The organism is Micromonospora sp. WMMD730 (genome assembly GCF_049178955.1).
Lineage (GTDB): Bacteria > Actinomycetota > Actinomycetes > Mycobacteriales > Micromonosporaceae > Micromonospora > Micromonospora wenchangensis.
Window position 1 is genome coordinate 1,023,769 of the sequence record NZ_JBMHML010000002.1, and the last position, 26,832, is coordinate 1,050,600.

General features: G+C 74.0%; 21 protein-coding genes. 11 read left to right on the top strand and 10 right to left on the bottom strand.

Annotation, left to right across the window (positions count from 1 at the left end; genetic code table 11):
• Positions 1–23 precede the first annotated feature (23 nt).
• The 3 genes from ACN265_RS04700 to ACN265_RS04710 all read right to left on the bottom strand — a co-directional run bounded on the left by ACN265_RS04700 (position 24) and on the right by ACN265_RS04710 (position 3,602).
• On the bottom strand, positions 24–1,682 hold the full coding sequence (locus tag ACN265_RS04700) for a sodium:solute symporter family protein (protein WP_357927952.1): 1,659 nt from the start codon (positions 1,680–1,682) through the stop codon (positions 24–26).
• Positions 1,683–1,896: 214 nt separating this feature from the next.
• Complete coding sequence (locus ACN265_RS04705) at positions 1,897–2,997, bottom strand: hypothetical protein (RefSeq protein WP_421406142.1); 1,101 nt, start codon at positions 2,995–2,997, stop codon at positions 1,897–1,899.
• 11 nt (positions 2,998–3,008) lie between these two features.
• The gene (locus ACN265_RS04710; RefSeq protein WP_377686181.1) at positions 3,009–3,602 is read right to left on the bottom strand and encodes a hypothetical protein; all 594 of its coding nucleotides are present in this window, start codon (positions 3,600–3,602) and stop codon (positions 3,009–3,011) included.
• A 432-nt stretch (positions 3,603–4,034) separates the two neighbouring features.
• Between ACN265_RS04710 and ACN265_RS04715 the strand changes: the two genes are divergently transcribed.
• The 7 genes from ACN265_RS04715 to ACN265_RS04745 all read left to right on the top strand — a co-directional run bounded on the left by ACN265_RS04715 (position 4,035) and on the right by ACN265_RS04745 (position 12,514).
• Positions 4,035–6,374 (top strand): nitrate- and nitrite sensing domain-containing protein, encoded by a 2,340-nt coding sequence (locus tag ACN265_RS04715; protein WP_421406144.1) that lies wholly within the window; start codon positions 4,035–4,037, stop codon positions 6,372–6,374.
• Positions 6,374–6,796, top strand: coding sequence for a roadblock/LC7 domain-containing protein (locus ACN265_RS04720; protein WP_204928110.1), 423 nt, complete (start codon positions 6,374–6,376; stop codon positions 6,794–6,796). Before ACN265_RS04715 ends, ACN265_RS04720 begins: the two co-directional genes overlap by 1 nt.
• Positions 6,786–7,175 carry a DUF742 domain-containing protein gene (locus ACN265_RS04725; RefSeq protein WP_204928109.1) on the top strand — a complete coding sequence of 130 codons (390 nt, stop codon included), beginning with the start codon at positions 6,786–6,788 and terminating at the stop codon, positions 7,173–7,175. Before ACN265_RS04720 ends, ACN265_RS04725 begins: the two co-directional genes overlap by 11 nt.
• On the top strand, positions 7,156–7,758 hold the full coding sequence (locus ACN265_RS04730; RefSeq protein ID WP_145921422.1) for a GTP-binding protein: 603 nt from the start codon (positions 7,156–7,158) through the stop codon (positions 7,756–7,758). Before ACN265_RS04725 ends, ACN265_RS04730 begins: the two co-directional genes overlap by 20 nt.
• A gap of 109 nt (positions 7,759–7,867) precedes the next feature.
• Positions 7,868–8,899: a lactonase family protein gene (locus ACN265_RS04735; RefSeq protein ID WP_420118416.1), complete on the top strand. Its 1,032-nt coding sequence runs from the start codon at positions 7,868–7,870 to the stop codon at positions 8,897–8,899.
• 165 nt (positions 8,900–9,064) lie between these two features.
• Positions 9,065–10,807 carry a substrate-binding domain-containing protein gene (locus ACN265_RS04740; RefSeq protein WP_421406147.1) on the top strand — a complete coding sequence of 581 codons (1,743 nt, stop codon included), beginning with the start codon at positions 9,065–9,067 and terminating at the stop codon, positions 10,805–10,807.
• 219 nt (positions 10,808–11,026) lie between these two features.
• A complete protein-coding gene (locus ACN265_RS04745; protein WP_204928106.1) occupies positions 11,027–12,514 on the top strand; it encodes a sugar transferase in 1,488 nt (495 codons plus the stop codon).
• 39 nt (positions 12,515–12,553) lie between these two features.
• Here the strand turns inward: ACN265_RS04745 and ACN265_RS04750 are convergent, their stop codons facing one another.
• Positions 12,554–13,687, bottom strand: coding sequence for a PP2C family protein-serine/threonine phosphatase (locus ACN265_RS04750; protein ID WP_204928105.1), 1,134 nt, complete (start codon positions 13,685–13,687; stop codon positions 12,554–12,556).
• A 94-nt stretch (positions 13,688–13,781) separates the two neighbouring features.
• Between ACN265_RS04750 and ACN265_RS04755 the strand changes: the two genes are divergently transcribed.
• Positions 13,782–14,297, top strand: a complete 516-nt coding sequence (locus tag ACN265_RS04755) for a MarR family transcriptional regulator (RefSeq protein WP_421411367.1) — start codon at positions 13,782–13,784, stop codon at positions 14,295–14,297.
• Positions 14,298–14,305: 8 nt separating this feature from the next.
• On the opposite strand, the gene ACN265_RS04760 is transcribed toward ACN265_RS04755, so the two are convergent.
• The 3 genes from ACN265_RS04760 to ACN265_RS04770 all read right to left on the bottom strand — a co-directional run bounded on the left by ACN265_RS04760 (position 14,306) and on the right by ACN265_RS04770 (position 18,414).
• Positions 14,306–15,349 carry a cobalamin B12-binding domain-containing protein gene (locus tag ACN265_RS04760; protein ID WP_421406150.1) on the bottom strand — a complete coding sequence of 348 codons (1,044 nt, stop codon included), beginning with the start codon at positions 15,347–15,349 and terminating at the stop codon, positions 14,306–14,308.
• Positions 15,346–17,022, bottom strand: a complete 1,677-nt coding sequence (locus tag ACN265_RS04765; protein ID WP_421406152.1) for a SpoIIE family protein phosphatase — start codon at positions 17,020–17,022, stop codon at positions 15,346–15,348. The genes ACN265_RS04760 and ACN265_RS04765 overlap by 4 nt, the downstream gene beginning before the upstream one ends.
• A 129-nt stretch (positions 17,023–17,151) precedes the next feature.
• Positions 17,152–18,414 carry an ROK family protein gene (locus ACN265_RS04770; RefSeq protein ID WP_421406154.1) on the bottom strand — a complete coding sequence of 421 codons (1,263 nt, stop codon included), beginning with the start codon at positions 18,412–18,414 and terminating at the stop codon, positions 17,152–17,154.
• A 70-nt stretch (positions 18,415–18,484) separates the two neighbouring features.
• Here ACN265_RS04770 and xylA point away from each other — a divergent pair, with 70 nt between their 5' ends.
• From xylA to ACN265_RS04785, 3 genes are all read left to right on the top strand, one after another.
• Positions 18,485–19,672: a xylose isomerase gene (gene xylA / locus ACN265_RS04775; protein WP_357927966.1), complete on the top strand. Its 1,188-nt coding sequence runs from the start codon at positions 18,485–18,487 to the stop codon at positions 19,670–19,672.
• Positions 19,673–19,683: 11 nt separating this feature from the next.
• The gene (gene xylB / locus ACN265_RS04780; protein WP_421406156.1) at positions 19,684–21,144 is read left to right on the top strand and encodes a xylulokinase; all 1,461 of its coding nucleotides are present in this window, start codon (positions 19,684–19,686) and stop codon (positions 21,142–21,144) included.
• A gap of 141 nt (positions 21,145–21,285) precedes the next feature.
• The gene (locus ACN265_RS04785) at positions 21,286–22,698 is read left to right on the top strand and encodes an MFS transporter (RefSeq protein ID WP_421406158.1); all 1,413 of its coding nucleotides are present in this window, start codon (positions 21,286–21,288) and stop codon (positions 22,696–22,698) included.
• A 305-nt stretch (positions 22,699–23,003) separates the two neighbouring features.
• Here ACN265_RS04785 and ACN265_RS04790 read toward each other — a convergent pair whose 3' ends face one another.
• The 3 genes from ACN265_RS04790 to ACN265_RS04800 all read right to left on the bottom strand — a co-directional run bounded on the left by ACN265_RS04790 (position 23,004) and on the right by ACN265_RS04800 (position 26,832).
• A complete protein-coding gene (locus tag ACN265_RS04790; RefSeq protein WP_421411369.1) occupies positions 23,004–24,677 on the bottom strand; it encodes a glycoside hydrolase family 13 protein in 1,674 nt (557 codons plus the stop codon).
• A gap of 47 nt (positions 24,678–24,724) precedes the next feature.
• Positions 24,725–25,798 carry a LacI family DNA-binding transcriptional regulator gene (locus tag ACN265_RS04795; protein ID WP_420117516.1) on the bottom strand — a complete coding sequence of 358 codons (1,074 nt, stop codon included), beginning with the start codon at positions 25,796–25,798 and terminating at the stop codon, positions 24,725–24,727.
• Positions 25,799–25,866: 68 nt separating this feature from the next.
• A complete protein-coding gene (locus tag ACN265_RS04800) occupies positions 25,867–26,832 on the bottom strand; it encodes a carbohydrate ABC transporter permease (RefSeq protein WP_204928097.1) in 966 nt (321 codons plus the stop codon).

A 26,832-nucleotide genomic window follows, 5' to 3' on the forward strand; every position in this document is an offset into this window, starting at 1 on the left:
CTCCCTCTCGTGACGGACCGGGCTCAGAAGACCGGGATGTAGAAGAGCACGGCCAGCACCAGCGCGATCGCGCCGAGCAGCACCGGCGACCGCCACCAGACCTGGTCCCCGGCGAGCACGTCGCCCTTCAGGTCGACCCCACCCATCCCGTAGACCAGACCCTGCAACTCCTCGGCCCGCTTGGGGCGGGTCAGCGGGGTGACCACCGCCGCGACCACGGCGACCGTGACGAAGGCGATGCCCGCGCCCCAGAAGCTCTCCTCCAGGTCGGAGTTGAAGTGCACCACGCCGGCCTTGTAGAGCAGGTAGGTCGCCAGCGCGGCCAGGGTGCCCGCCAGCAGCGACCAGAAACCGGCGAGCGCGCTCATCCGCTTCCAGAACATGCCGATGATGAAGGTGGCGAACAGCGGGGCGTTGAACAGGGAGAACAGCGCCTGGATGTAGTTCATGATGTTGCTGAACCCGGCGGCGATGAACGCGGTGCCGATGCCCACCACGACCCCGCCCACGGTGGCGATCCGCCCGATCCGGATGTAGTACTCGTCGGACCGTTCCTTGCGGACGTACGCCTGCCAGATGTCGTAGGTGAAGACGGTGTTGAAGCCGCTGACGTTGGCCGCCATGCCGGCCATGAACGAGGCGACCAGGCCGGTGACCGCGATCCCGAGCACCCCGTTGGGCAGCAGGTCGCGCATCAGCAGCGGAATCGCGTTGTTGTAGACCAGGTCACCGGACTCGGCCCCCAGCCCCTTGACGGTGACCAGCGCGATCAGGCCCGGGATCACGGTCACCGCCGGGATGACCAGCTTCGGGTACGCGGCGATGATCGGCGTACGCCGGGCGGCGCTCATGTTCTTGGCCGACAGGGCCCGCTGCACCTCGGCGAAGTTGGTGGTCCAGTAGCCGAAGGAGAGCACGAAACCGAGCCCGAACACGATGCCCAGCCAGTGCGCGCCGAGCGGGTTCGCGGTGCTGCCGGTGCCCTCCCAGGCGTGCAGCCCGGCCTCGCCCAGCTTCGTGTCGCGCACCGAGTCCATCAGGCCGGACCAGCCGCCCACCTTGACCAGGCCGATGACGGTGATCGGCACCAGCCCGGCGATGATGACGAAGAACTGGAGCACCTCGTTGTAGATCGCGCCGGAGAGCCCGCCGACGGTGATGTAGGCCAGCACGATCGCCGCGCCGACGACGATCGCCAGCCAGAGCGGCCAGCCGAGCAGCGCCTGCATGATCAGCGCCAGCGCGTACAGGTTGACCCCGGCGATCAGCACCTGGGCGACCGCGAAGCTGATCGCGTTCAGCAGGTGGGTCGGGCGGTTGAACCGCAGCCGCAGGTACTCCGGGACGCTGCGCACCCGGGAGCCGTAGTAGAACGGCATCATCACGATGCCCAGGAAGATCATCGCCGGTACGGCGCCGATCCAGTAGTAGTGGACGGTCATGATGCCGTACTGCGCGCCGTTGGCGGCCATCCCGATGATCTCCAGGGCACCCAGGTTGGCCGAGACGAAGGCCAGGCCGGTCACCCAGGCGGGCAGCGAACGCCCGGAGAGGAAGAAGTCGACGCTGGTGCGGATCGCCCGGCGGGCGGCGAAACCGACCCCGAGCACGGTGACGAAGTAGAGCGCGAGGATTCCGTAATCCAGCACGTTCATGTTCAGTCTGAGCCCGGCACCGTCCATCGTCCGCCACCCTTCGATGCGCCGTCCACGCTCGCCGGGCGCGCTATTACCCCTCCTGCGGGCTTTCATGCCGGACGTCCGGGTTGATTCGGCGGGCGGACCGTCGACGCCCCGGCCGGGAGTGTCCCGGCCGGGGCGTCGATGGAGGTGGAGCACCGGCGCTGGGCCGTCCGGTGCGGTGCCGGAGCCGTCCGCCCGGCGGTTCGGTGAAGGTTCAGCGGCCCAGCACGCGGTCCAGGAAGTCGCGGTACCGCCGGACGGCCACCCGGAGCTGTTCGGTGTCGGCCTCGTCGGCACCCTGCCAGCCGCCCAGCTTCTCCTTCTGCGCGGCGAGCGCCTCGGAGAGCGCCGCGATCGCCTCCTCGACGAGCGACTGCGCCTCGCCGGCCGCGCCCCGGGGGTCGTCGACGAACCGGAGCTGCACGTCGCGCCACCGGTCCCGGAAGCCCTGCGCGGCGTCCGCCTCGAACAGGGTCGCGGCGTCGCTGGGCACGTTCGCGTCCGTCGACCGGTCGGCGGCACCGGCCACCGCAGCGGCGGCACCGGCCGCGCCGACGCCGGCCGCCGTCGACCCGTCACCGTCGGGCGTCGCGTCCGGGTCGACCATCGCCGGGGTGGCGCTGCCGTAGCCGGCGGCGTCGGTCACCGGTGCCGGCCGGTCGGTGTCCCGGTCCGGATCGGTGGCGTTGACGTCCCCGGTGTCGATGTCGTCGTCGGCGGTGCGGTCGGCCGACCAGCGGTCCCGGTCGTGGATGCGGTCCGCCGCGGTCGGGTCGGCCCGCTCGTCGTCGAAGGGCCCGGTCCGCCCCGGCGCCCCGTCACCGGGCACGGCGAGGTCCTCGTCCCGGGCGTCCCGCTCGTCCTGCGGTCGTCCGCCGGCCAGCGCCGACGCGGCCACCGCGTCGCCCACACTGGTCGCCCCGAAGGCGGTGGGCAGCGGCGCGGGCTCGTGGAACTCCGGCCGCCGGTCCCCGTCCGGGTCGCTACCGGCCGGCGTCTCCCGGTCGGTCGCCAGGTCGGCGTCGTCACCGGAGCGCGGGCGGGTGAGGGGCAACCCGTCGTCGTTCCGCGGGCCGTGGTAGCCGTCGTGGTTGTCGAAGCCGTCCCGGTCGTCGAAGCCGTCACCGTCGGTGCCGTCGTCGTCGTGGTCGATGGCGTCCCGGTCGTCGACGCCGTCGCGGTCCCGGTCGTCGCGGGCCGTGGCGTGCCGGCCGACGGGGTCGGCGTCCACCGCGTCCGGCGGCGGCACCGCCACCGGGGTGGACCTGACGACCTCGGGGTGGTCGGTGGTCGACTGCTGCTCGTCCTGGCGCATGGCGGTTCTCCTCAGCGGGTGGTGGCGTCCTGCGGGCTGTCCGGGTGCTGCTGCTCCGGGAGGCGGTGCCCGACCGGCTCCTCGCCGAGCAGGTCGGCGACGAGAGTGCGGTAGTGGACGACGGCCTGCCGGAGATCCTCGGTGCCGGCCTCGCCACGCTCGTTGCGCAGCCGGATCTCGTGCGCCTCCCGGTAGTGGGTCAGGGTGCGGGCGTGCTCCACCGACAGGTGCGCGGCCTGCTCGGCGAACTCCCCGGTCGGGTAGCCCCGGTCGGCGATCAGGCGGCTGACCAGCTCGTCGGCGTCACCGACGGCCTCGGCCGGCGAGTCTACGAAGCGGACCTGGAGTTCCTCCCAGGCGGCGGCGTACCGGGCCCGGTCGGTCGGGCTGAGCGGGGTGAGCGTCAACTCCGCGTGGCGACGCTCCCGCTCGCGCAGTTCCCGTTCGGCGGCACCGCGGCTGTCCTGCTCCGCGACCACCCGGTCGTACTCGGGGCCGAACCGGGACCGCAGGGCGCGTCGGCGGTTGGCCACCACGGCCACGGCGACCAGCGCCGCCACCACCAGTACGGCGAGAACCAGTAGGACTATCTGCGTGGGCGACATGGCTCCTCCTTCGCCCTGCGGTATTCCCTCCCCACACTGATCACCAATCCCGATCCGGCGAAATTCCTCCGCACATGCCGATCCTGACCGGGACGAAGCGGCCACGGTGTGCGTCCGGGCCCGATCGGGTGGAAATCCGATCACATTTTTCCATCGGTCCCGCCGGCCGGCGGGGAGTCGGCGCGGGTGCCCGCCGGCCGGAGCCGATGCCTGATCAACCCGGTTACGGCCTGGTCGGATGCCGGTCGGCCAGGGGCGGCCCGGCGGACGGTGGGGCGGCGACGCAGCGGTGACGCCGCAAGACGCACGGTAGTGCTGAGCGTCAGGATTACGTATCCTGCCCAAGGTGCCGTGCCGGTGCCCGGCATCGATGCCGGAACCGCCCGGTCGGTGCCGGCGCCACCGCCGACACTCCCGCCCGGGCGAGGACTCATGGACACCCGCGACTGGCCGATCCGCGCCAAGCTGACCGCCCTGGTCGTCACCCCGGTGGCCGCCCTCCTGGCGCTCTGGATCTTCGCCACGACGTTGACCTTCGGGCCGGCGCTCGACCTGCTCGCCGCCCGGACCCTGCTCGCGGACTTCGGCCGTCCCGGCGAACGGGTGGTGGCCGAGCTGCAACGGGAGCGGCGGGCCTCGGTGATCCAACTGGCCGGCACCGGCACCCTGCCCGCCCTCGCCGACCAGCGGCGACGCACCGACGAGGCGATCGTCGAGCTGCGCCGGAGGATGGACGGCGACGCGCTGCGGGACGCCGCCGGTGACCTGCTCGACGCCCGGCTCGACGCGCTCGGCGCCGCCCTGGAGGCGTTGCCTGCCGGCCGGGGGTTCATCGACCGCCGGCAGGTCGACCGGGCCGGCGCCATCGGCCTGTACAGCGGCATGATCTCCTCGGCCTTCCAGGCGTTCGCCGCGACGGCGGCGCTGCCCGACGCCGAGTTGAACCGGCAGGCGCTCGCCCTGACCGCGGTCGGCCGCTCCCGCGAACTGCTCGGCCAGACCGACGCGATCCTCGCCGGGGCGTTCGTCGCCGGCCGGTTCACCGAGGGCGAGCACCTGCGGCTGGTGCAGACCATCGCCAACGAACGGTTCCTCGCCGAGTCGGCGGTGGCCGACCTGCCGGCCGCCGACCGGGCCGCCTACCAGCGGCTGGTGGAGGGGGAGGTGTTCGTCCGGCTCCGCACCATGCAGGAGCAGCTGCTCAGCGCGGGGCCGTCCGGCCTCCCGCCGATCGACCCGCGTACCTGGCAGGTCAGCCAGGAGGCCGTCCAGCAGGAGCTGCGCGACTTCGAACTCAGCCAGGCCGACGGGCTGGCCGAACGGTCCGTGCCGGTCGCCGTCACGATCCTGCTGCGCCTCGGCGTCGCCGGGGTGCTGGGCCTCGTCGCGATCGGGGTGTCGCTGCTGGTCGCCTTCCGGGTCGGGCGGACGCTGGCCCGCCGGTTGTCCGCCGTGCGCAACGCGGCGCTGGAACTGGCCGGGCACCGGCTGCCCGACGTGGTGGCCCGGCTGCGCCGGGGAGAGCAGGTCGACGTGGCCCGGGAGGCCCCGCCGCTGTCCTACGGTGCCGACGAGATCGGCGATGTCGGCCGGGCGTTCACCGAGGTCTCCCGGGTGGCGGTGCGCTCGGCGATCGACGAGGTGACGCTGCGTCGGGGGTTGAACGAGGTCTTCCTCAACCTCGCCCGGCGCAGCCAGGGCCTGGTGCACCGGCAGCTCGCCGTGCTCGACCGGATGGAGCGCCGCGCCGAGGACCCGGACGAGCTGGCCGAGCTGTTCCGTGTCGACCACCTGGCGACCCGGCTGCGTCGGCACGCCGAGGACCTGGTCATCCTGGCCGGGGCGGCGCCGGGCCGGGGTTGGCGGCAGCCGGTCGCCCTGCTGGACGTGCTGCGTGGCGCGATCTCCGAGGTCGAGGCGTACGACCGGGTGGACATCAGCCGGGTCGAGCCGGCCGGGCTGCTCGGCCGGGCCGTCGCCGACGTCATCCACCTGCTCGCCGAGCTGATCGAGAACGCGACCGCCTTCTCCCCGCCCGAGCGTCGGGTCGAGGTGGCCGGAGCACCGGCCGTCGACGGCTACCTCGTCGAGATCACCGACCACGGGCTCGGGATGACGCCGCAGGCGGTCGAGGACGCCAACAAGCGGCTGGCCAGCCCGCCCGAGTTCGACCCGGCCGACAGCGCCCGGCTCGGCCTGTTCGTGGTCTCCCGGCTGGCCGCCCGGCACGGCGTGCGGGTCACCCTGCGGGCCGGGACGCCGGTCGGGCTCACCGCGCTGGTGAGCCTCCCGGCCGACCTGATCACCGAGGAGCCGCCGATCGCCCCGCCGACCCGGGACCGCCCGGCGGCGTCGGTGACCCGGCTGACCACCCTGCCCCGACCGCGGACCACCCGGACCACCCGGGAACGGCCGGACCAGACGGTGCTGCCGTTCGCGCCGGCCCGTACCTCGGCCGTGGAGGCCGCCGACGGCGACGGTCTGCCCCGCCGGGTCCGTCGCCGGGGTCCGGTGGCCCGCCCCCCGCGCCCGACGGCCGGCCCCGACCCGACCACCACCCGCTCTCCCGAGGAGGTGCGGCGGCAGATGTCGGCCCTGCAGGCCGGCACCGCCCGGGGGCGGCTGGACAGCAGCGGCGTCCACCCGGTCGCGCCGGCCGGGCCCGCCCCGACCGCGGGCGGCGACCCGGGGCGGTCCGACGCCGGGGCATCCCCGTCGCCGGCCGGCCCGGTGGCGACGCCCGATTCGACCGCGACTGAGAGGGACGCCTAGTGGTGCACACGACACGGCAGAACGCCGATCTCGGCTGGTTGCTCGACGAACTGGTGGAGCGGGTGCCGGCGGCCCAGCAGGCGGTGGTCCTCTCCGCCGACGGCCTGCTGCTCGGTGCGTCCGCCGGGCTGGAGCGGTCCGACGCCGAACACCTCTGCGCGCTGGCCTCGGGCTTCTCCAGCCTGGCCAAGGGGGCCAGCCGACAGTTGGCCGCCGGTGGCGTCCGGCAGACGGTGGTGGAGATGGAGGAGGCGTACCTCTTCGTCACAGCCGCCGGGCAGGGTGCCTGCCTGGCGGTGGCCTGCGCGGCGGACGCCGACATCGGCCTGGTGGCCTACGAGATGGCGATGCTGGTCGTCCGGGTCGGCGAGAACCTGACCGCGCCGGCCAGGGCGGCGGCGGGGATCGCCGATGCGGGCTGAGCAGCCGGGTCACCAGCACGAGTGGCTGGACGGCGCGGCCGGTCCGGTGGTGCGCCCGTACACCCTCACCGGTGGCCGGGTGCGGCCCGCCGTCGGCGGCTTCGACCTGGTGGCGTACGTGCTGGCCGCAGCGGGTGTCGACCCGTACGGCCAGCCGGGGCTGCAACCCGAGCACCGTCGGCTGGTGGAGTACGCCCGGCAGCCGGTGGCGGTGGTGGATCTCGCGGCCGACCTGGATCTCGCCCTCGGGGTGGTCCAGGTACTCCTCGGTGACCTGCTCGCCCGTGGGCTGGTCACCGTGCACGAACCGCCGGCCGCCGCCGGCCTTCCCGACGACGACATCCTCAAGGCGGTGGTCAGTGGACTACGTGCGCTCTGATCGCGACTCCTCAGCGGGCCGGCTGCCGCTGGCTCTCAAGATCCTCATTGCCGGTGGCTTCGGCGCCGGCAAGACGACGCTGGTGAGCGCGCTCAGCGAGGTCCGGCCGTTGCAGACCGAGGAGGTGCTGACCGACGCCGGCATCGGCACCGACGACCTGTCCGGGGTGGAGGGCAAGTCGACCACCACCGTGGCGATGGACTTCGGCCGGATCACCATCACCGACGATCTCCAGGTCTATCTGTTCGGCACCCCCGGGCAGGACCGGTTCTGGTTCCTCTGGGACGAGTTGGCCTTCGGCGCGCTCGGCGCGGTGGTGCTGGCCGACACCCGCCGGCTGGCCGACTGTTTCCCGTCGATCGACTACTTCGAGCAGCGCGGTATCCCGTTCGTGGTGGGGGTCAACTGTTTCGAGGACACCCGCCGGTTCGGCGTCGACGCGGTGCGACAGGCGTTGGACATCGAACCGGAGGTGCCGGTGATGCTCTGCGACGCCCGGGACCGGCAGTCCGGCAAGCTGGTGCTGATCTCGCTGGTCGAGCACGTGGCCCGGCAGCGCGGCGAACCGGTCCCGGTAGGCTGACCGGCCCCGCGCCCCGCCGGGGTGGGAAACCCGGGAAACCGGGGATGGCGGCGGGTGATTGCGGGAAGCCTGGGCAGCGACGGCGGGATTTCGGCGAAGGGGTGGTCCGGTGACGGGAACGATCGTCCACATCGGCGGTTACACGGCGGAGACGGGCGGGCGCGGGGAGGGCATCGTCGCCGCCCGGCGGGACCCGGAGTCGGGGAGGCTGACCCCGCTCGGCACGGTCGCGGTGACCCCGGCGCCGTCCTTCCTCGTCCGGCACCCGTCCCTGCCGGTGCTCTACGCGGTCAACGAGCTGCCCGAGGGCCAGGTGAGCGCCTTCGCGGTCGGTCCCGACGGCGGGCTGACCCCGCTGGGGGTCCGGTCGACCGGTGGTGCCGAGCCGGCGCACCTGGCGGTCGCCCCGGACGGCGGGCACCTCTTCGTCGCCAACTACGGCGGGGGCAGCGTCGCCGTCCTGCCGCTGGACGGGCAGGGGGTACCCGGGGACCGTACCGATCTGGTGGTCCACCAGGGGCACGGCCCGGACCCGCAGCGGCAGGAGCAGGCGCACTGCCACATGGTGTCGCCCGATCCCGGCACCGGCCCGCTGCTCGCCGTCGACCTGGGCACCGACTCGGTCTACCGGTACGACCTGGACGCCGCCACCGGCCGGCTGACCCCGCGCGCCCCCCGGGTGCACACGGTCGCGGGCACCGGCCCCCGGCACCTGGCCCGGCATCCCGACGGGCGGCGCTGCTGGCTCTCCGGTGAGCTGGACGCGACGGTGACCGCCTACGAGCTGACCGTCGACGGGGCGCTGCACCAGCTCGGCCGGGTGGACGCCAGCGGCCGGTCCGGTCACGTCCAGCCGTCGGAGATCACGGTCGGCCCGGACGGCCGGTTCCTCTACCTGGGCAACCGGGGGGTCGGCACGGTGGCGGTCTTCGCCCTCGACGGGGAGCTGCCCCGGTTGGTCGACGAGGTCGACACCGGCGGGGAGTGGCCCCGGCACTTCGCGTTCTCCGGCCGGCACCTGTATGTCGCCGACGAGCGGGCCGACATGGTCCGGGTGTTTTGGGTCGACCCCGAGTCGGGCGTGCCGTCGCCGGTGGGCGAGCCGGTGCCCACCGGGAGTCCGACCTGCGTACTGCCCTGACGTACGTCCGTCCGGGGTGGAGGGGTGCCACGTCACGAGACGATTTAGTTACTCACGGTGTCGAAATAGTGATCAACTGTTTCTCCTGCGTAACTTTCGTCCGAACGGTCATGGCAGAAAGCGAACGAGATACGCAAGATGGTCAGCGTGTCTGGCCGCCATCGCATGCGTTCAAGTATCCGTGGAGCGGGCGCCGCCCTGGCGGCGACCGCACTCGTCGTCGTGGTCGGCGGCTCCTGGGTCGGTTACCAGCAGTTGGCCGGACCGTCCTGCTCAGGGGAGATCCAGCTCGCCGTGGCCGCCGCGCCCGAGGTCGCGCCGGCCGTCGAGGCGGCGGCGGCCCAGTGGACGACCGACGGGGCCGCGGTCGGTGGCACCTGCATCAAGGTGAACGTCACCGCCTCCGAACCGGTGGAGGTGGCCGCCGCGGTGGCCAGCAAACACGGGGCCAGCCTCGCCGGGGTGGGGCAGGCCAGCGGCACCGCGGTCACGCCCGACGTGTGGATTCCGGACTCGTCGACCTGGCTGCTGCGCCTCAAGAGCGGCGGCGCCACCGCGTTCGCCCCCGGCAACGGCGCCTCGATCGCCCGCAGCCCCATCGTGGTGGCCATGCCGCAGCCGGTGGCCAGCACCAAGTTCGGCTGGCCGGAGAAGAAGCTCACCTGGAACGACATGCTGCGTGCCGTCCGCAGCGACAAGCCGCTGCGGGCCGGCATCGTCGAGCCGACCCAGGACGCCGCCGGGCTCTCCGGCCTGCTCTCCCTGACCGCCGCGGCCAGCGGCGGGGGCGGCGACGCCCAGCAGGCGACCACGGCCGCCCTGCGGGCGCTGGCCACCGGCCGCTCGGCGCTGCGGCAGGACCTGCTGGCCCGGTTCCCGCGCTCCAACGACCCGACCTCCATCGCCAGCGCGCTCGGTGCCGCCGCGCTGTCGGAGGAGGACGTCATCGCCTACAACAACACCAAGCCGCCGATCCCGCTGGCCGCGCTCTACCTGGAGCCGTCGCCGATGCCGCTGGACTACCCGTACGCGGTGCTCCCGGGGATCGACCAGAGCAAGGCGTCGGCGGCGAAGGTGCTCTTCGAACTGCTCACCACGCAGAGCTTCAAGAACCGGCTGGCCGTGCAGTCGCTGCGGGCCCCGGACGGCAACTGGGGCGACGGCTTCAAGGCGCCGCAGGGCGCGCCGAGCCCGGCCGGCGGCGGTACCGCCGTGCCCCCGTCCGGCGGGACCGCCGCCGGTGGCCTGGACCCGGTGGCCATAGACCGTGCGGTCTCCGGCTGGTCGATCGCCACCCAGTCCGGGCGGATGCTCTGCGTCATCGACGTCTCCGGTTCGATGAAGACCCCCGTCCCGTCGGCCAACAACGCCAGCCGGGAACAGGTGACCGTGGCGGCGGCCAGCCGGGGCCTGAACCTGTTCGACGACTCCTGGTCGATCGGGCTGTGGACCTTCTCCACCGAGCTGGTCGGCTCGCGGGACTGGCGGGAGATCGAGCCGATCAACCCGCTGTCCGGCAACCGGGGCAAGCTGGAGCAGGGGCTCGCCGGTATCCGCCCGTCCAGCGGCGACACCGGCCTGTACGACACCATGCTGGCGGCGTACAAGAACGTCCAGGACGGGTGGGAGCCCGGCCGGGTCAACTCGGTGGTGCTGTTCACCGACGGTAAGAACGAGGACAAGAACGGTATTTCGCAGAGCTCGCTGATCAGCCGGCTCAAGCAGCTCAACGACCCGGAGCGCCCGGTGCAGGTGGTCATCATCGGCATCGGCAGCGAGGTCTCCAAGGCCGAACTCCAGTCCATCACCAACGTCACCGGTGGCGGCGCCTTCGTCACCGAGGACCCGTCCAAGATCGGTGACATCTTCCTGAAGGCCATCGCGTTGCGCCCGAACGCACCGCGCTGAGCCCTCGCACAGTGCACAGGGGCCACTGCATTCGGTGAGAATCGGTTGCGGTGGTGGGATTCCTCCGTCTCGGCGGCGAAAGAAAACTGACAGTAATGCGTCCGAAGCAATAGGTGAGCATCATTGTGGGGCAGGATGTCGGGAGCGCTCCGGCCGGCCACCCCCTCCAGAGGTGAGCACCGGGCTCGGAGCCGACCAGTGTGATGTGGGGGAGGTTGGGTGACCTCGGCGACGCTGTCCACGCCCGTCCGTACCCCGCCGTCGGCGCCCGGTGGCCGATCGGCGGGTACTCGATCCCGGACCAGTCAGCGGGGCTACGTCCGGACGCTCGTGGTGCTGGACACCGCTGTGCTGTCGCTGGCGGTCCTCGCCGGCTACGCCACCCGCTTCGGTGATGCCGTGCCACGCGGCTCGGAGATCCCGTACGTGCTGGTCGCGCCGGCCCTGGTGCTGGTCTGGCTGGTCTCGCTCAAGGCGCTGCGCTGCTACGACGACCGGGTGCTCGGCTACGGTGCGGACGAGTACCGGCGGGTCAGCGGGGCGAGCCTGCGACTGGCCGGCGGGGTCGCGATCGCCGGCTACATCTTCGACGCCGGGGTGTCCCGGGGCTTCCTCGGCATCTCCTTCGCCGTCGGCACCGTCGGGCTGGTCGCCACCCGGTTCGCCGCCCGCAAGGCACTGCACCGGGCCCGCTGCCGGGGCGACGGCTGGTCCCGCCGGGTCCTCGTCGTCGGGGACACCGCGCACGTGCTGGAGCTGGTGCACACCCTGCGCCGGGAGCCGTACGCCGGCTACCACGTGGTCGGCGCGTGCATCCCCGACGCGCTGCTCGCACCCGTACCGCAGCGGCTCAGCGACGTGCCGGTGGTGGGTTCCCTGCGGGGCATCCCCGAGGCCGCCGCCGCGATCGGCGCGGACACCGTCGCGGTCACCGCGTCCGGCGAGCTGACCGCGACCCGGCTGCGCCGGCTGGGCTGGCAGCTGGAGGGCACCGGGATCGACCTGGTCGTCGCCCCCGCCCTCACCGACGTCGCCGGCCCGCGCATCCACACCCGCCCGGTGGCCGGCCTGCCGCTGATCCACGTCGAGGCACCGGAGTTCCGGGGGGCCCGCAAGCTGGTCAAGGAGTTCGTCGACCGGTCCGCCGCAGCGGTGGCGCTGGCGCTGCTGCTGCCCCTGGTGGCGCTGATCGCGCTGGCCGTCCGGCTGGACAGCCGGGGGCCGGTGCTGTTCCGGCAGACCCGGGTCGGGCAGGGCGGCCGGGAGTTCGGGGTGCTGAAGTTCCGCACCATGGTGGTCAACGCCGACGCGATGCTGGCCGAGCTGGTCGCCCGTAACGAGACCAACGGCCTGATGTTCAAGATGCGCGACGACCCGCGGGTCACCCGGATCGGGCGGCTGCTGCGCAAGTGGTCGCTCGACGAACTGCCTCAACTGGTCAACGTGCTGCTCGGCCAGATGAGCCTGGTCGGCCCGCGCCCGCCGCTGCCGTCCGAGGTGGCCCGCTACGACGGCGACGTGGCCCGCCGCCTGCTGGTCAAGCCGGGCATGACCGGCCTCTGGCAGGTCAGCGGCCGATCCGACCTGAGCTGGGAGGACGGCATCCGGCTGGACCTCTACTACGTGGAGAACTGGTCGCTCGCCGCCGACCTGACCATCCTGTGGAAGACCTTCGGCGCGGTGCTGCGCGGGCGCGGAGCGTACTGACCGCCGGGCCCGGCGCCGTACGCGCCGGGCCCACCGGTCTCACTCCTGCGGGCCGGTCCAGTCCAGGCAGACCACCACCGCGTCGTCGACCAGATCACCGGCGACGAAGGCGCGCAGGTCGCCGATGAGCGAGCGGACCGCGTCCAGCGGCGTCATCGGTCCGGTACGCCGCAGGAAACGGTCCAGCGCCGTCTCGCCGTACCGGACGTGCTGCCCGGTCGCGTCGATCACGCCGTCGCTGAGCACGAACAGCCGGTCGCCACGGCGCAGCTCGAAGCTCTGGTGCCGGTAGTCGGTGCCCTCGAACATGCCCAGCGGGAACTGCTTGTCGAGCACCTGCTCGCTGACCTCCCCGTCGCGCAGCAGCACCAGCCGGGGCGACCCGGCGTCCACCGCCGTCAGCACCCCGGTGGCCAGATCCAGCTCCATCACCAGGGCGGACAGGTGCTGTTCGCCCCGGTGCAGGGCGTAGACCGCCTGGTCGGCGAGGGCGACCTGGTCGGCGAGGGCCAGTCCGCCCCGGCGCGCGTTGCGCAACGCGTGGGTGGCAAGCGCGGTGAGCATCGAGGCGGCCACCCCCTCACCGGTGCCGTTGATGGCCGACAGCCACAGCCGGGTGCCGTCGTCGGACCAGTCGAAGCTGTCCCCGCGCACCGCGTAGGCCGGTTCGAGCTGGCCGGCGAGGCGGAACGACGGCCGGTCCCGGCTGCGCCCCGGCAGCAGTTCCCACTGCATCTCGGCGGCGAGGGTGAGCCGGCGGGCCCGGCGGGAGGCCCGGTAGACGTCGGTGCCGGCGGTGACCGCGGCCAACTCGTGCCCCAGGGCGGTGGCGATGCGGGTCAGCTCCTCGACCGCCGTCCGGTCGTCGGGCACCGGGGTCAACCGCAGCACCCCGCGCCGCTCACCCCGCATGCCGACGGGGAACCAGCCGATCCCGTCGGCGAGCACCGGCTGCTGGTGGTCGTAGCAGCGCCAGGCCGGGTGACCGGGCCCGGTCAGCGGGTCGCCGCCGCCCAGCGGCAGCAGCACCGACAGCCGGTAGTCGACCTGGAACAGCTCCACGTCGGTGATCCGGTACGTCCGCCCCAGCTCGTCGGCGAGCCGTGCCAGCAGCAGGTCCGCGGGTGACTCGGTCAGCACCCGTCGGACCCGGCACTCGGCTCCGCTTGTCATGTACGCCTCCTGACAGCGCAGATCCCCTGGTACGGGGGGTAGTCTCGGGCCCACCATGGCCGAAGAAAGCGGTCCTAGCGGACCAGACGTGAGTATGGCCGCCGAGCTGGACGCCGCGACAGGGGCCCTGCTCTCCGTGTGGGAGGCGGCCCGGGAGAGCACCACCAGCCGGCTGTCCAGCGCGCAGTTACGTGCCGTCATGGTGGTCGAACGGCACGACGGGATCAACCTGCGCCGGCTCGCCACCCTGCTCAACATGCTGCTCTCCTCGGCGAGCCGGCTCTGCGACCGGCTGGTCGCCGCCGGCATGCTGGAGCGGGAGCCGGGCCGGTCGGACCGGCGGGAGATCGCCCTGCACCTGACCCCGGAGGCGACCCGCCTCCTGGCCGAGCTGCGCCGGGACCGCCGGCAGCGGCTCGCCGCCGTGCTGGCCGGGATGAGCGGGGAGGGCCGGGGGGCGTTGCTGCGCGGGCTGGTGGAGTTCGACCGGGTGGCGCGGGCCCGGGAGAGGGAGGGCGGGCCAGTGGTCGAGTTACCGTCCGCGCCGTCCGCGCCGTCCCCGCCGCGGAGCCGGCCCGGCGACGGCACCCCGGCGGCCCGTTCGGCCTGACCCGGCGGTCACGGGCTGGTGGTCAACAGCGTCCGGGCCCGACGCAGGTACTCCCCGGCACGGGGGTGCTCGGTCAGCGCGGTGGCGCACACCCGGAGCGTGGTGTCCACCAGTGGGGAGCCGTCCCGGGCGTCGGGCAGCTCCGTCTGCCAGCGGACGAACTCGACCAGCAGCCCCGGGTCGCCGATCCGGATCGCCGCGGCCAGCGCGTCGACCAGCTGCGCGACCGCCCCCGCGACCTCCTCGACCCGGTCGGGCGCGGGGGTCACCTCGCGGAGCACGAGCTGCACGAGGTCGCGGCGGTGGCGCAGCACCGCGACGTACTCGTCGGTGCCGGTCGCCGGCCCGGAACCGGCGTGCGGTGCCGGGCACAGCGGGCCGGCCAGCAGCCGGGCCGCGTCCCGGGCGGTCGCCCCCCAGGCGGCGGCGCCGACGGCGGCGGCCCAGCGGCCGTCCGGGCCGAAACCCGGGCCACCTGCCACCACCGGCACCCCGGCCGCCCGGCACGCCTCGATCATCCGCCCCGCCCGGATCAGCCGGCTCGGCTGCACGCAGCTCAGCAGCACCGCGTCCGGGCCGGTCTGGTGCAGGTAGGAGACCAGGTGCCGGACCGGCACGCTGGCACCGAGGAAGGTGACCCGCCAGCCGGCGGCGCGGACCACCTCGACGACGATCCGGGCGGCCAACGCGTGCCACTCGCCCTCGACGCAGGCCATCACCACGTGCCCCCGCTCGCCCGTGGGGCCGCTGCGGGCGGCGACCGCCTCGACCACCTGCTCGCTGACGTGGGTGGCGGCGTGCTCCTGGGCGATGCTCCACCGGCCGGTCAGCCAGCGCAGCCCCACCTCGCGCTGGGTCACGGCGACCAGGTCCACCAGGACGTCGGCCACCGACGAGCCGGCGTCCAGCAACCCGGTCGCGATCCGGGTGGCGGCGGGCAGGTCGGCCCGGTCCAGACAGTCGAGGTACGCCGCGACGACCTCCGGGCCCACCACGGCCAGCCCGGCCGGCGGGCCCGCAGCCGTAGCGGCCGGCCCGTCCGGTCGGCTCACGCCGGGTCCGCCGCGCGGACGGCCAGCAGCGCGATGTCATCGTGGCTCTCCCCGTCCAGCCACTCGTCGACGAGTTGGAGCAGCCAGTCGATCACGGCGGCGGGCGGCAGGCCGGCCACCGCGGCGAGCGCCTGCCGTAGCCGCTGCTCGCCGAACATCTCGACGGCCGCCGCGCCGCCGCGCGCCTCGGTCACCCCGTCGGTGTACGCCAGCAGCAGCTCACCCGGGGCGAGGCGCACCTCCACCTCGACGAAGGTGGCCGAGGCGAACGCACCGATCGGCATCCCGCCCACCCGGGCCTCGACGATGCTGCCGTCGGCGCGTACCACCAGTGGGGACGGGTGCCCGCCGCCGGCGATGCGGACCCGCAGGCCGCCGTCGGCCTCCGGTTCGGTGGTGCCCAGCAGCAGGGTGGTGAACTGGCTGCGCCGGGCGGCGTCGGGGGAGTCGAACAACGCCCGGTTGAGCAGGGTGACGAGTTCCCGGGGACGCTGCTCGACCAGCCGCAGGGTCTGCAACGACTGGCGTACCCGGCCGGTGAGCACGGCCGCGCCGACCCCCTTGCCGCAGACGTCGCCGAGGGCGAACAGGGCGCCGGTGGCGGTGCGGAAGACCTCGTAGAAGTCGCCGCCGATGCGCAGGCTGTCCCCGGCGGAACGGTAACCGCCGGCGAGGGTGACGCCGGGCACCTGGGGCAGTTCCGGGGGGAGCAGGCTGTGCTGGAGCACCCGGGCCAGGTGGGCCTGCTCGCCGTACAGTTCGGCGGCGGCGACCGCGGAGCCGGCGCGGGCGGCGAACTCCCGGGCCAGCTCGATGTCGCGCTGGTCGAAGCCGGGTCGGCCGACCCGCCGGACCAGGATCAACGCGCCGGCCGGCCCGCCGGCGCTGGGCATCGGGCTGATCAGCACGGTGCCGGGGCGGCCGAAGTCCGGCGGCAGGACGGCGCCCAGGTCGGCCAGTTCGGCGTCGAGCCAGGGGCTGGGGTCGGTGGTCGCGCCGCTGAGCGCCTCGACGAGCCCGGGGACCGCGCCGGTCAGCTCCGGGCCGGCGACCCCACCGACCGGGGCGGGGTCGCCGTCGGCGTACCGCAGCCAGTGCGGGACGTCCTCGCCGGGTTGCGGGGGCCGGTGCACGACCAGTGCCGCGTCGGCCAGGTAGGGCACGGGCAGGGTGACGGCGCTGCGGAGGGTCTGCTCGCGGTGCAGCGAGAGCCCGAGCCGGCTGCCGGCCCGGGCCAGGAACGCGGTGCGGGACCGCTCGGCGAGCAACGCGTCGGTGCGGGCGTGCTCGTCGGTGACGTCCCGCACGTACCAGGCGCAGCCCCCGCCGGCCAGCGGGCGGCAGACCCCGCGCAGCCGGCGTCCCCGGTGCTCGGCGTCGAACGTCGCGGCGTCCCCGGTGACCGCGTGGGCCAGCGCCGGCACGGTGCCCGACGTCAGGTCGGTGCCGGGGACCAGCTCGGGCAGGAGTTGCCCGGCCATCGCGTTGACCAGGGTGACCCGCCCGGCCCGGTCGGTGGTGACCACCGCCTCGGCGAGCCCGTCGAGCAGTTCCCGGGCGAGCTGCGGGTCGGCCGGCAGCGGGCCGTCCGGCGACGGGTGGGCCGGTGCGCGGGACACCCGTCCGCCCCCGCTCACCGGGCCGGCGTGCCCGCCCCGGTGGGTCGTCGTCACCGCCGGTCGCCGGGCGCGTCGGTCTGTCGACCTCTGCGCATGCTGGGAGTGCTCTCCTCGGTAGGAAATCCTTGCCTCAGGTAAAGCGTACCGAGGTGGGCCGACAATCGGCCAGCGAGGAACCGGGGGTCATCCCGGGCGGGAGAGCCAGCCGGACGGCCGGGCGATGATCCGGCGTACCACCGCACCGGCCCCGCCGACGGCGGCGGACTCGGCCCCGAGCGCCGCCGGACGGACCGTCACCGGGGACCACCCGCTGGTGAGTACCCGGGCGTCGAGTTCGGCCAGCACCGGCGGGCACAGCCACTGCGCGAGGGTCGCGTATCCGCCGCCGAGCACCACGGTGTCCAGATCGAGCAGGTTCACCACCCCGGAGACGGCCACCCCGAGCGCGGTGCCGGCGGCGTGCAGCGCGTCGAGCGCGGCCGGGTCGCCGGAGCAGGCCAGGTCGGCCAGCCGGCGGGCGGCGGTGTCGGCGGGCAGGTCCGCGCCCGCCAGCCCGGCCGCGGCCAGCACGGCCTCCTGCCCGGCGTACGTCTCCAGGCAGCCGCGTGCCCCGCAGCGGCAGGTGGGGCCGTCCGGGTCGACAGGTACGTGACCCAGTTCGCCGCTCCACCCCCGGGAGCCCCGGAACAGCGCCCCGTCGAGCACGATCCCGGCGCCGATGCCGATCTCGCCGGAGACGTGCAGGAAGCTCTGCGGGCCGCCGGGGCGGGCGTGCAGCTCGCCCAGCGCGGCGAGGTTCGCCTCGTTCTCCACCACCAGCGGCGGCACCCCGTCGACCGGGTCGGTGAGGGCGGGGTGACCGGCGAGCAGGGCCGGCACGTCGACGTCGCGCCAGCCGAGGTTGGGGGCGAGCCGGACCAGGCCGCGCGCGTCGACCAGCCCCGGCACGGCCAGGGCCGCCCCGGCCAGGCCGAGCCCGGCGGCGTCGGCGGCGGTACGCGCCCGACGGGCCAGGGCGACCAGGTCGGTGAGCGCGTCGGCGGGGGAGAGCGGGCGCAGGTCGACCCGGCGCACCTCGTGGTGCCGGACGGCACCGGTGAGGTCGACCACGCAGGCGGCGAGGTAGTCGACGTTGACCTCCAGGCCGAGCCCCGCCGGCCCGGTGTCGCCGAGCAGCAGTCCCCGGGCGGGGCGGCCGGCGCCGGTGCGGGGCGCGGGGTCGGCCTCGGTGACCAGCCGGCCGGCGATCAGGTCGTCGACGACGGCCGACACGGTGGCCCGGGTCAGGCCGGTGTCGGCGGCGATCTCGGCCCGCGACGGCGGCCGGCCGGTGCTGGCGATCCGTCGCAGCACCACGGCGAGGTTGAGTTCGCGCAGGCTTCCCTGGCGGACCGCGCCGACGGTCCGGGTCTCGGTCACCCCTTGACAGTGCCACAGCACGGCCATTTAATTCAACCACTGAACAAATTGCGGGTCACCCACCCACCGCCACCATCATCCCCACCGGAGGTCTGCCATGGCACCCCGTCCCACCCCCGCCGACAAGTTCTCCTTCGGGCTCTGGACGGTGGGCTGGCAGGCCCGTGACCCGTTCGGCGACGCCACCCGCCCCGAGCTGGACGCCGTCGAGGCCGTGCACCGGCTCGCCGAGCTGGGCGCGTACGGCATCACGTTCCACGACGACGACCTGATCCCGTTCGGCGCCGACAACGCCGCCCGGGAGGCGCAGCTCGCCCGGTTCCGCAAGGCCCTCGACGAGACCGGCCTGGTCGTGCCGATGGTCACCACCAACCTCTTCACCCACCCGGTGTTCAAGGACGGCGGCTTCACCAGCAACGACCGTGACGTCCGCCGCTACGCGCTGCGCAAGGTGCTGCGCAACGTCGACCTCGCCGCCGACCTGGGCGCCAAGACCTTCGTCATGTGGGGTGGCCGGGAAGGCTCCGAGTACGACGTCGCCAAGGACATCCGGGCCGCGCTGGACCGCTACCGCGAGGCCGTCGACGTGCTCTGCCAGTACGTCGTCGACCAGGGCTACGACCTGCGGTTCGCCATCGAGCCCAAGCCGAACGAGCCGCGCGGCGACATCCTGCTCCCCACCGTCGGGCACGCCCTGGCGTTCATCTCCGAGCTGGCCCGGCCCGAGATGGTCGGCCTCAACCCGGAGGTCGGGCACGAGCAGATGGCCGGCCTCAACTACGCCCACGGCATCGCCCAGGCGCTCTGGCAGGGCAAGCTGTTCCACCTCGACCTCAACGGCCAGCGCGGCATCAAGTACGACCAGGACCTGGTCTTCGGCCACGGCGACCTGATGAACGCGTTCGCCCTGGTGGACCTGCTGGAGAACGGCGGCCCCAACGGTGGCCCGGCGTACGACGGCCCGCGTCACTTCGACTACAAGCCCTCCCGCACCGAGGACATCGCCGGGGTGTGGGCGTCGGCCGAGGCCAACATGGCGACCTACCTGCTGCTCAAGGAGCGGGCGGCGGCGTTCCGGGCCGACCCGGAGGTGGTCGAGGCGCTCGCCGCCAGCAAGGTCGGCGAGCTGGCCAGCCCGACGCTGGGCGACGGTGAGGGCTACGCCGGGCTGCTCGCCGACCGGTCCGCGTTCGAGGAGTTCGACGTGGACGCGACGGCGGCGAAGGGCTTCGCCTTCGTCCGGCTCAACCAGCTCGCCGTCGAGCACCTGCTCGGCGCACGCTGAGGCGGGCCGGCATGCCGCTCGTCGCCGGGGTGGACTCGTCCACCCAGTCCTGCAAGGTGGTGATCCGGGACGCGGAGACCGGCGCGCTGGTCCGGCAGGGCCGCGCGCCGCACCCGGACGGCACCGAGGTCGACCCACGGGCCTGGTGGGATGCCCTGCTGGCCGCCGTCGAGGCGGCCGGCGGGCTGGCCGACGTGGCGGCCGTGTCGGTCGCCGGTCAGCAGCACGGCATGGTCTGCCTCGACGAGGCGGGCGAGGTCGTCCGGCCGGCGCTGCTGTGGAACGACACCCGGTCCGCCGACGCGGCCCGGGACCTGATCGCCGAGGCCGGCGGCGGGGAGACCGGCCGCCGGTTCTGGGCCGACGCGGTGGGGCTGGTCCCGGTGGCCAGCTTCACCGCCACCAAGCTGCGCTGGCTGGCCCGGCACGAGCCGGAGCGGGCCGCCCGGGTCGCCGCCGTCTGCCTGCCGCACGACTGGCTGACCTGGCGGTTGGCGGGTGCTCCCGACCTGGCGGCGCTGCGCACCGACCGGGGTGACGCCAGCGGCACCGGCTACTGGTCGCCGGTGACCGGGCAGTACCGCCCCGACCTGCTGGAGAAGGCGTTCGGTCGGGTCGTCGAGGTGCCCACGGTGCTCGGTCCGGCCGCGCAGGCCGGCGTGCTCGACCCGGCCGTGCTCGGCGACGGCCGGGCGGTGCCGGGCGGGGACGTCCTGCTCGGCCCCGGCACCGGGGACAATGCCGCAGCCGCGCTCGGGGTCGGTGCCGGTCCGGGCGACGTGGTCGTCTCGATCGGCACCTCGGGCACGGTCTTCGCGGTGGCGGACACGCCGGCCGCCGACGCCGGTGGCGCGGTGGCCGGGTTCGCCGACGCGACCGGCCGGTTCCTGCCGCTGGTCTGCACGCTCAACGCGGCCCGGGTGCTCGACTCGGCGGCGACGCTGCTCGGCGTCGACCTCGACACCCTGTCCGAGCTGGCGTTGAGCGCCCCACCCGGGGCCGACGGCCTGGTCATGGTGCCCTACCTGGAGGGGGAGCGGACCCCGGACCGCCCCACCGCCACCGGCTCGGTGCACGGCCTCACCCTGCGCACCGCCACCCCGGCGCACCTGGCCCGGGCGGCGGTGGAGGGGATGCTCTGCGCGCTGGCCGACGGCCTCGACGCGCTGGTCGCCCAGGGCGCGACGGTCGAGCGGGTGATCCTGGTCGGCGGCGGGGCCCGCTCGGCGGCGGTCCGCCGGATCGCACCGCAGGTCTTCGGCCGTCCCGTGGTGGTGCCCCCGCCCGGGGAGTACGTCGCCGACGGCGCGGCCCGCCAGGCCGCCTGGGTCGCCCTGGGTGGCGCGACGCCACCGGACTGGGCACCGAAGGACACCGAGGAGTACGCGGCGGAGCCCGTCCCCGCCATCCGCCAGCGGTACGCCGAGGCCCGCGACCACACCCTCGACCGGGTGGCCGTGCCGGGGGAGTGACCACCCACCCGACCGACGACGTCGGCCGGTGACCGGCGCACGGGGGGCCGGTCACCGGCCGTCGGCCGGTCCGGCCCCGAGTGGACCGGCCCGGCGGGGGTGCCCGTCGGGCCGGGAGGCGTACCTGGTTGGCTGCCGCATATGACCGGCAGCAGGATCTCCCGGCGCGGGAACGCGGCGCACCGCCTCTACAGCGTCGTGGTGTTCGTGGTGCTCGCCTCCCTGGACAACGTGGCGATCGGCCTGGTGCCCCCGCTGTACGGGCCGATCTCCGGGGCGCTGGGCGTGCCGCAGCGGATGCTCGGCCTGGTCACGGCGGTGAGCTTCCTGGTCAGTGCGGTCGCGGCGGTGGCCTGGGCGTACGTCGGTGACCGGACCAACCGCAAGCCGCTGCTGATGGTCGGCACGCTGGTCTGGGCGGCCGGCACCGGTGGCAGCGCGTTCGCCACCGGCTTCCCGACGTTCCTCGCCGCGCAACTGGTGGCCGCGGTCGGGTTGGGCGCGGTCGGCTCGGTCGGGTTCTCCGTGGTCACCGACCTGATCTCCCCGCGCCGCCGGGGGCTGGTGATGAGCTTCTGGGGGCTGTCCCAGGGGGTCGGCACCCTGGCCGGGACGCTCACCGGCGGGCTGCTCGGCGCGACCGACTGGCGACGCCCGTTCCTGCTGCTCACCGTGGTCGGCCTGGGCGCGACGGTGGCCTACCTGCTGACCTACGACATCCGGCGCGGGCAGAGCGAACCGGAGCTGGCCGCGGCGATCGAGGCCGGCGTCGAGTACGACTACCGGATCACCCGCTCCGACCTGCCGCGCATCCTGGGGCGACGGACCAACCGGTGGCTGATCCTGCAGGGCCTCACCGCGCAGGCGGCGTTCGGGTCGCTGGTGTGGCTGCCGGTGCTGTTCGCCGAGCGGGCGCAGGAGCAGGGCTACTCGACGGCGACGGCGGTCGTGGTGGGCAGCGTCTTCGCCACCCTGTTCCAGCTCGGTGGGGTGTTCTCCATCGTCGGCGGGCTGGTCGGGGACGCGCTGCAACGGCGTACCCCCCGGGGCAGGGCGCTGGTCGCGGCGGTCGGCGTGCTCGCGGCGCTGCCGTTCTACCTGGTGTTGTTCTTCGTGCCGATCCGGATCGACGTGCCCGACGGCGGCGGCACCGGCGCGGTGGTGGGTGCCGTGCTGGCCAGCGTGGTGACCGAGCCGACGGTCGGGCTGAGCCTGCTCACCGCCGTCGTCGCGCTGGCGTTGACGTCGGCGAACTCGCCGAACTGGTTCGCCCTGATCGCCGACGTCAACCCGCCGGAGCACCGGGGCACCGTCTACAGCCTGGGCAACCTGGTCAACGGGGTCGGCCGGGCCGCCGGCAACGGACTGGTCGGCGCGGCCTTCCACGCGCTGCGGGCGGCCTTCCCGCCGCCGCTCAACTACGCCGTCGGGCTGGCCGCGTTCCAGCTCCTCTTCATCCCCACCGGGCTGATGTACTGGCTGGCATCCCGCACGTCACCCGGCGACATCGCCGCCGTGGGTGACCTGCTGCACGACCGCGCCGACCGCCGCTGACCTGCTGGTGCCGGCCCCGCCCCGGGGAGACGGCTCGCCGCAGATCCGGGCCACCGGTGACCTCAACCCGTGAATCGTTAACGCCATCAGCTCGAAAGGACGCGAAGAGCATCACCAAGGTCGCCGTGTCCCTCCGGGGGCCTGCCGCCAGCCTCGCACCGGTCCCCGGCACGCCCCCGGCATCAGCATCAGGCCCCCGCACCAGGGCACCCCGCCACCAGGGGTCGAACCCACTCCGGTCCGGGGCCGAACTCCGGCCCCGGACCGGCTGAGCGCCGGGGCCGGAGTTCAGGACCGGGGGTGGGTCAGGAGTGCCGGACCCAGACCGTGACGTCGGTGGGGACCCGACCGTCGGCGTCCAGCGGCGCGCTGCTGTGCAGCAGTTCCCCGGCCGGTGGCGGCACCGCGGCCGTGCCGAAGTTGGTCAGCACGGTCAGCCCGCCGTTGCGGAAGCTCAGCACCTCGTCGCCGGAGGAGAGCCACTGCAACGTCCCTCGCCCCAGGGCGTGCTCGCGGCGCAGCCGCAACGCGGTCCGGTACGTCTCGTACGTCGAGCCGGCCACCCCCCGCTGCCGGTCCAGGGCGTACTCGGCCCACAGCGGCGGCTGCGGCAGCCAACTGGCGTCGGTCGGGCCGAAGCCGTACGACGGGGCGTCGGCCTCCCACGGGATCGGCACCCGGCAGCCGTCCCGACCGCGCTGGGTGTGGCCGCTGCGCTCCCAGGTCGGATCCTGCCGGGACTCGTCGGGCAGCGTGGTGTGCTCCGGCAGCCCCAACTCCTCGCCCTGGTAGAGGTAGGCCGAGCCGGGCAGGGCGAGCATCAGCAGGGTGGCCGCCCGGCCCCGGCGCAGGCCCAGCGCGGCGTCCGGCTGGGGGTCGCCGATGCCGATGCCGTTGGGCCGGCCGCCCTTGGCCGACAGGCCCAGCCGGGAGGCGTGCCGGATGACGTCGTGGTTGGACAGCACCCAGGTGGTCGGGGCGCCGACCGCGTCGGTGGCCTCCAGCGAGCGGGTGATCACCGCGTACTGGGCGGGAGCCGTCCAGGCGGCGAGCAGGTACTCGAAGTTGAACGCCTGGTGCATCTCGTCGGGGCGGACGTAGCGGGCGATCCGCTCGGCCGGCTCCACCCACGCCTCGGCGACGAGGATCCGCTCGCCGTCGTAGGAGTCCAGCACCCGCCGCCACTCGCGGTAGACCTCGTGGACGCCGTCCTGGTCCCACATCGGCGGGCGTGGCTTGTCCGCCTCGTTGCCGGAGAGGATCTCCTGCGGCTCCTCCCAGTTGGCCAGGTCGGCCTGCTTGATCAGGCCGTGCGCCACGTCCACCCGGAAACCGTCGACGCCCCGGTCCAGCCAGAACCGGAGCACGTCGAGGAACTCGGCGCGGATCTCCGGGTTGTCCCAGTTGAGGTCCGGCTGGGCGGTGTCGAACAGGTGCAGGTACCACTGGCCGGGCCGGCCGTCCGGCTCGACGAGCCGGGTCCAGGCGGGGCCGCCGAAGACGCTCTGCCAGTCGTTGGGGGGCTCGGCACCGTCCGGGCCGAGCCCGTCGCGGAAGATGTACCGGCCCCGTTCGGGGCTGCCGGGGGCGGCGGCGACGGCGGCCCGGAACCACCGGTGCGCCGACGAGGTGTGGTTGGGGACCAGGTCGACGATGACCTTGAGACCCTTCGCGCGGGCCTCGGCGATCAACCTGTCGGCGTCGGCCAGGCTGCCGAACAGCGGGTCGACGTCGCGGTAGTCGGCGACGTCGTAGCCCGCGTCGGCCTGCGGCGACGGGTAGAACGGCGACAGCCAGACGGCGTCGACACCCAACTCGGCCAGGTGCCCGAGTCGGGCGGTGATGCCGGGCAGGTCACCGATGCCGTCACCGTCGGAGTCGGCGAAGGAACGCGGATAGATCTGGTAGATGACGGCCTCGGTCCACCATCCGGGGGCCACGCCCACGGACTGTTCCTGCTGCCTCGCGTCGGTGTTCAGAGCCTTCTCCCTGTGTCGAGCCGGTCGAGCCGTGCGGTCGAATCCGTTCAGTTTGCCCGGGGCGGGCCGGTCGATTCCCGTACCACCAGGCGAGTGGGCAGGATCACCGGCGGATGCGGCGCGGGGCCGTGCGGGCCGGGCCCGCGCGGGGCCGGCACCCGGTCGGCGTCCGGCTCGGCGGCGGCGGCACCCAGCGGGTCGAGCAGCATCCGGGCGGCGAGCCGGCCCTGCTCGGCGGCGGGCTGGGCGATGGTGGTCAACCCGAGCACGGCGGACAGGTCGTGGTCGTCCACGCCGATCACGCTGACGTCCTGCGGGACGCGCAGCCCGGCGTCGCGCAGCGCGGTCATCGCGCCCATCGCGATCTCGTCGCAGGCGGCGAAGATCGCCGTCGGTGGTTCGCCCCGGGCCAGCAGCTCGACGGTGGCCTGGTTGCCGCCGTCGATGGTGAACTGCGACTCCATGTCCAGGCGGGGGTCGGGGTGCAGCCCGGCGCGGCGCAGCGCCTCCTGGTAGCCCCGGCGACGGTCGGTGTGGGTGGTGAAGGCCAGCTCGTCGTCGGGGTCGCCGGAGATGTGGGCGATCCGCCGGTGGCCCAGGTCGAGCAGGTGCCGGGTGGCCGTCCGGGCGGCGGCCACGTCGTCGATCCGCACGCAGGGCCAGCCGGGGACGGTGCTGCCGGAGCTGATCGTGATGCCGGGCAGGTCCAGTTCGGCCAGGGCCGTCAGGTCGGCCGGGCGCAGCGGGGTGGCGACCAGCATGATCGCGTCCACCCGCTTGTGCAGGTTGGCGGTGCGCAGCACCCGTTGCCGCACCTGCTCGCGCCCGCCGAGGTTGTAGAGCAGCAGGTCGTAGCCGGAGTGGTGGAGGAACTCCTCGACCGCCTCGACGACGGTGCCGAAGAACCACCTGGTGATCCGGGGCACCACCACGGCGACCGTGCCGGTGCGGCCACCGGCCAGCCGGGAGGCGCTCGGCGAGACCGCGTACTGGAGTTGTTCGGCGGCGGCGAGCACCCGGCGGCGGGTCGCGGCCGACACCGTCGGCAGGCCGCGCAACGCCCGGGAGACCGTGGCCGTGGAGACCCCGGCCAGCCGGGCCACGTCGTCGATTCTCGTCACCCTGTCGTTCCCCCGCTCCGGCCGACCCCCGTCGCCGCCCGGCAACACCGGGCGGCGACGGACGGCCGTCAACCCTTGACGCTCCCGGCGAGCAGGCCGCGCACGAAGAAGCGCTGCAACGACAGGAACACCACCAGCGGTACGACGATCGAGACGAACGCGCCGGCGGTGAGCCGCTGCCACTCGTTGCCCCGGGTGCCGGCCATCTCGGCCAGGCGCACGGTGAGCGGGGCGGTCTCGTTGCCGCCACCGGCGAAGATCAGCGCGACCAGCAGGTCGTTCCAGACCCAGAGGAACTGGAAGATGCCGAACGCCGCCAGCGCCGGGGTGATCAGCGGCAGCACGATGGTGCGGAAGATCTTGGGGTGGGTGGCCCCGTCGACCCGGGCCGCCTCCATTAGGTCCCGGGGGAGCTGGGAGATGAAGTTGTGCAGCAGGAACACCGCGAAGGGCAGGGCGAAGCAGGTGTGCGCGAACCACACCTGGGCGAACTTCTGCTCGTCGACCAGGTTCCAGGCCGGCATCAGCTGGACGCCGGCGAGGGTGACCCCGGTGGAGAAGAACTTCAGCAGCGGCACCAGGGCCATCTGCAACGGCACGATCTGCATCGCGAAGATCGCGATGTAGAGCCAGTCCCGTCCCCGGAAGTTGATCCAGGCCAGCGCGTACGCGGCGAGTGAGGCGAACGCCAGCGGGAAGAGCACCGACGGGATGGTGATGGCCAGCGAGTTGATGAAGTAGCTGGCCAGCTGACCCGACGACGAGGAGGAGCCGAACAGGACGTCCTGGTAGTTCTCCAGGGTGAACTGCGGGTCGGTGAAGAAGGTCCACCACCCGGTGGACTTGATCTCGGCCTCGGGCCGGAACGAGGAGACGAACAGGCCGAACGTCGGGATCGTCCAGAGCAGCGCGATGACGATCGAGACCAGGGTGGCCGTACGGCTGTTGAGCCGGCTACGGACCCGGCCGGCGGTGCTTGTCGGCTTCCCGGTGGCCTGGGCCCCGGCTCCGACGGTGGGCGTGGCGGTGGTCAT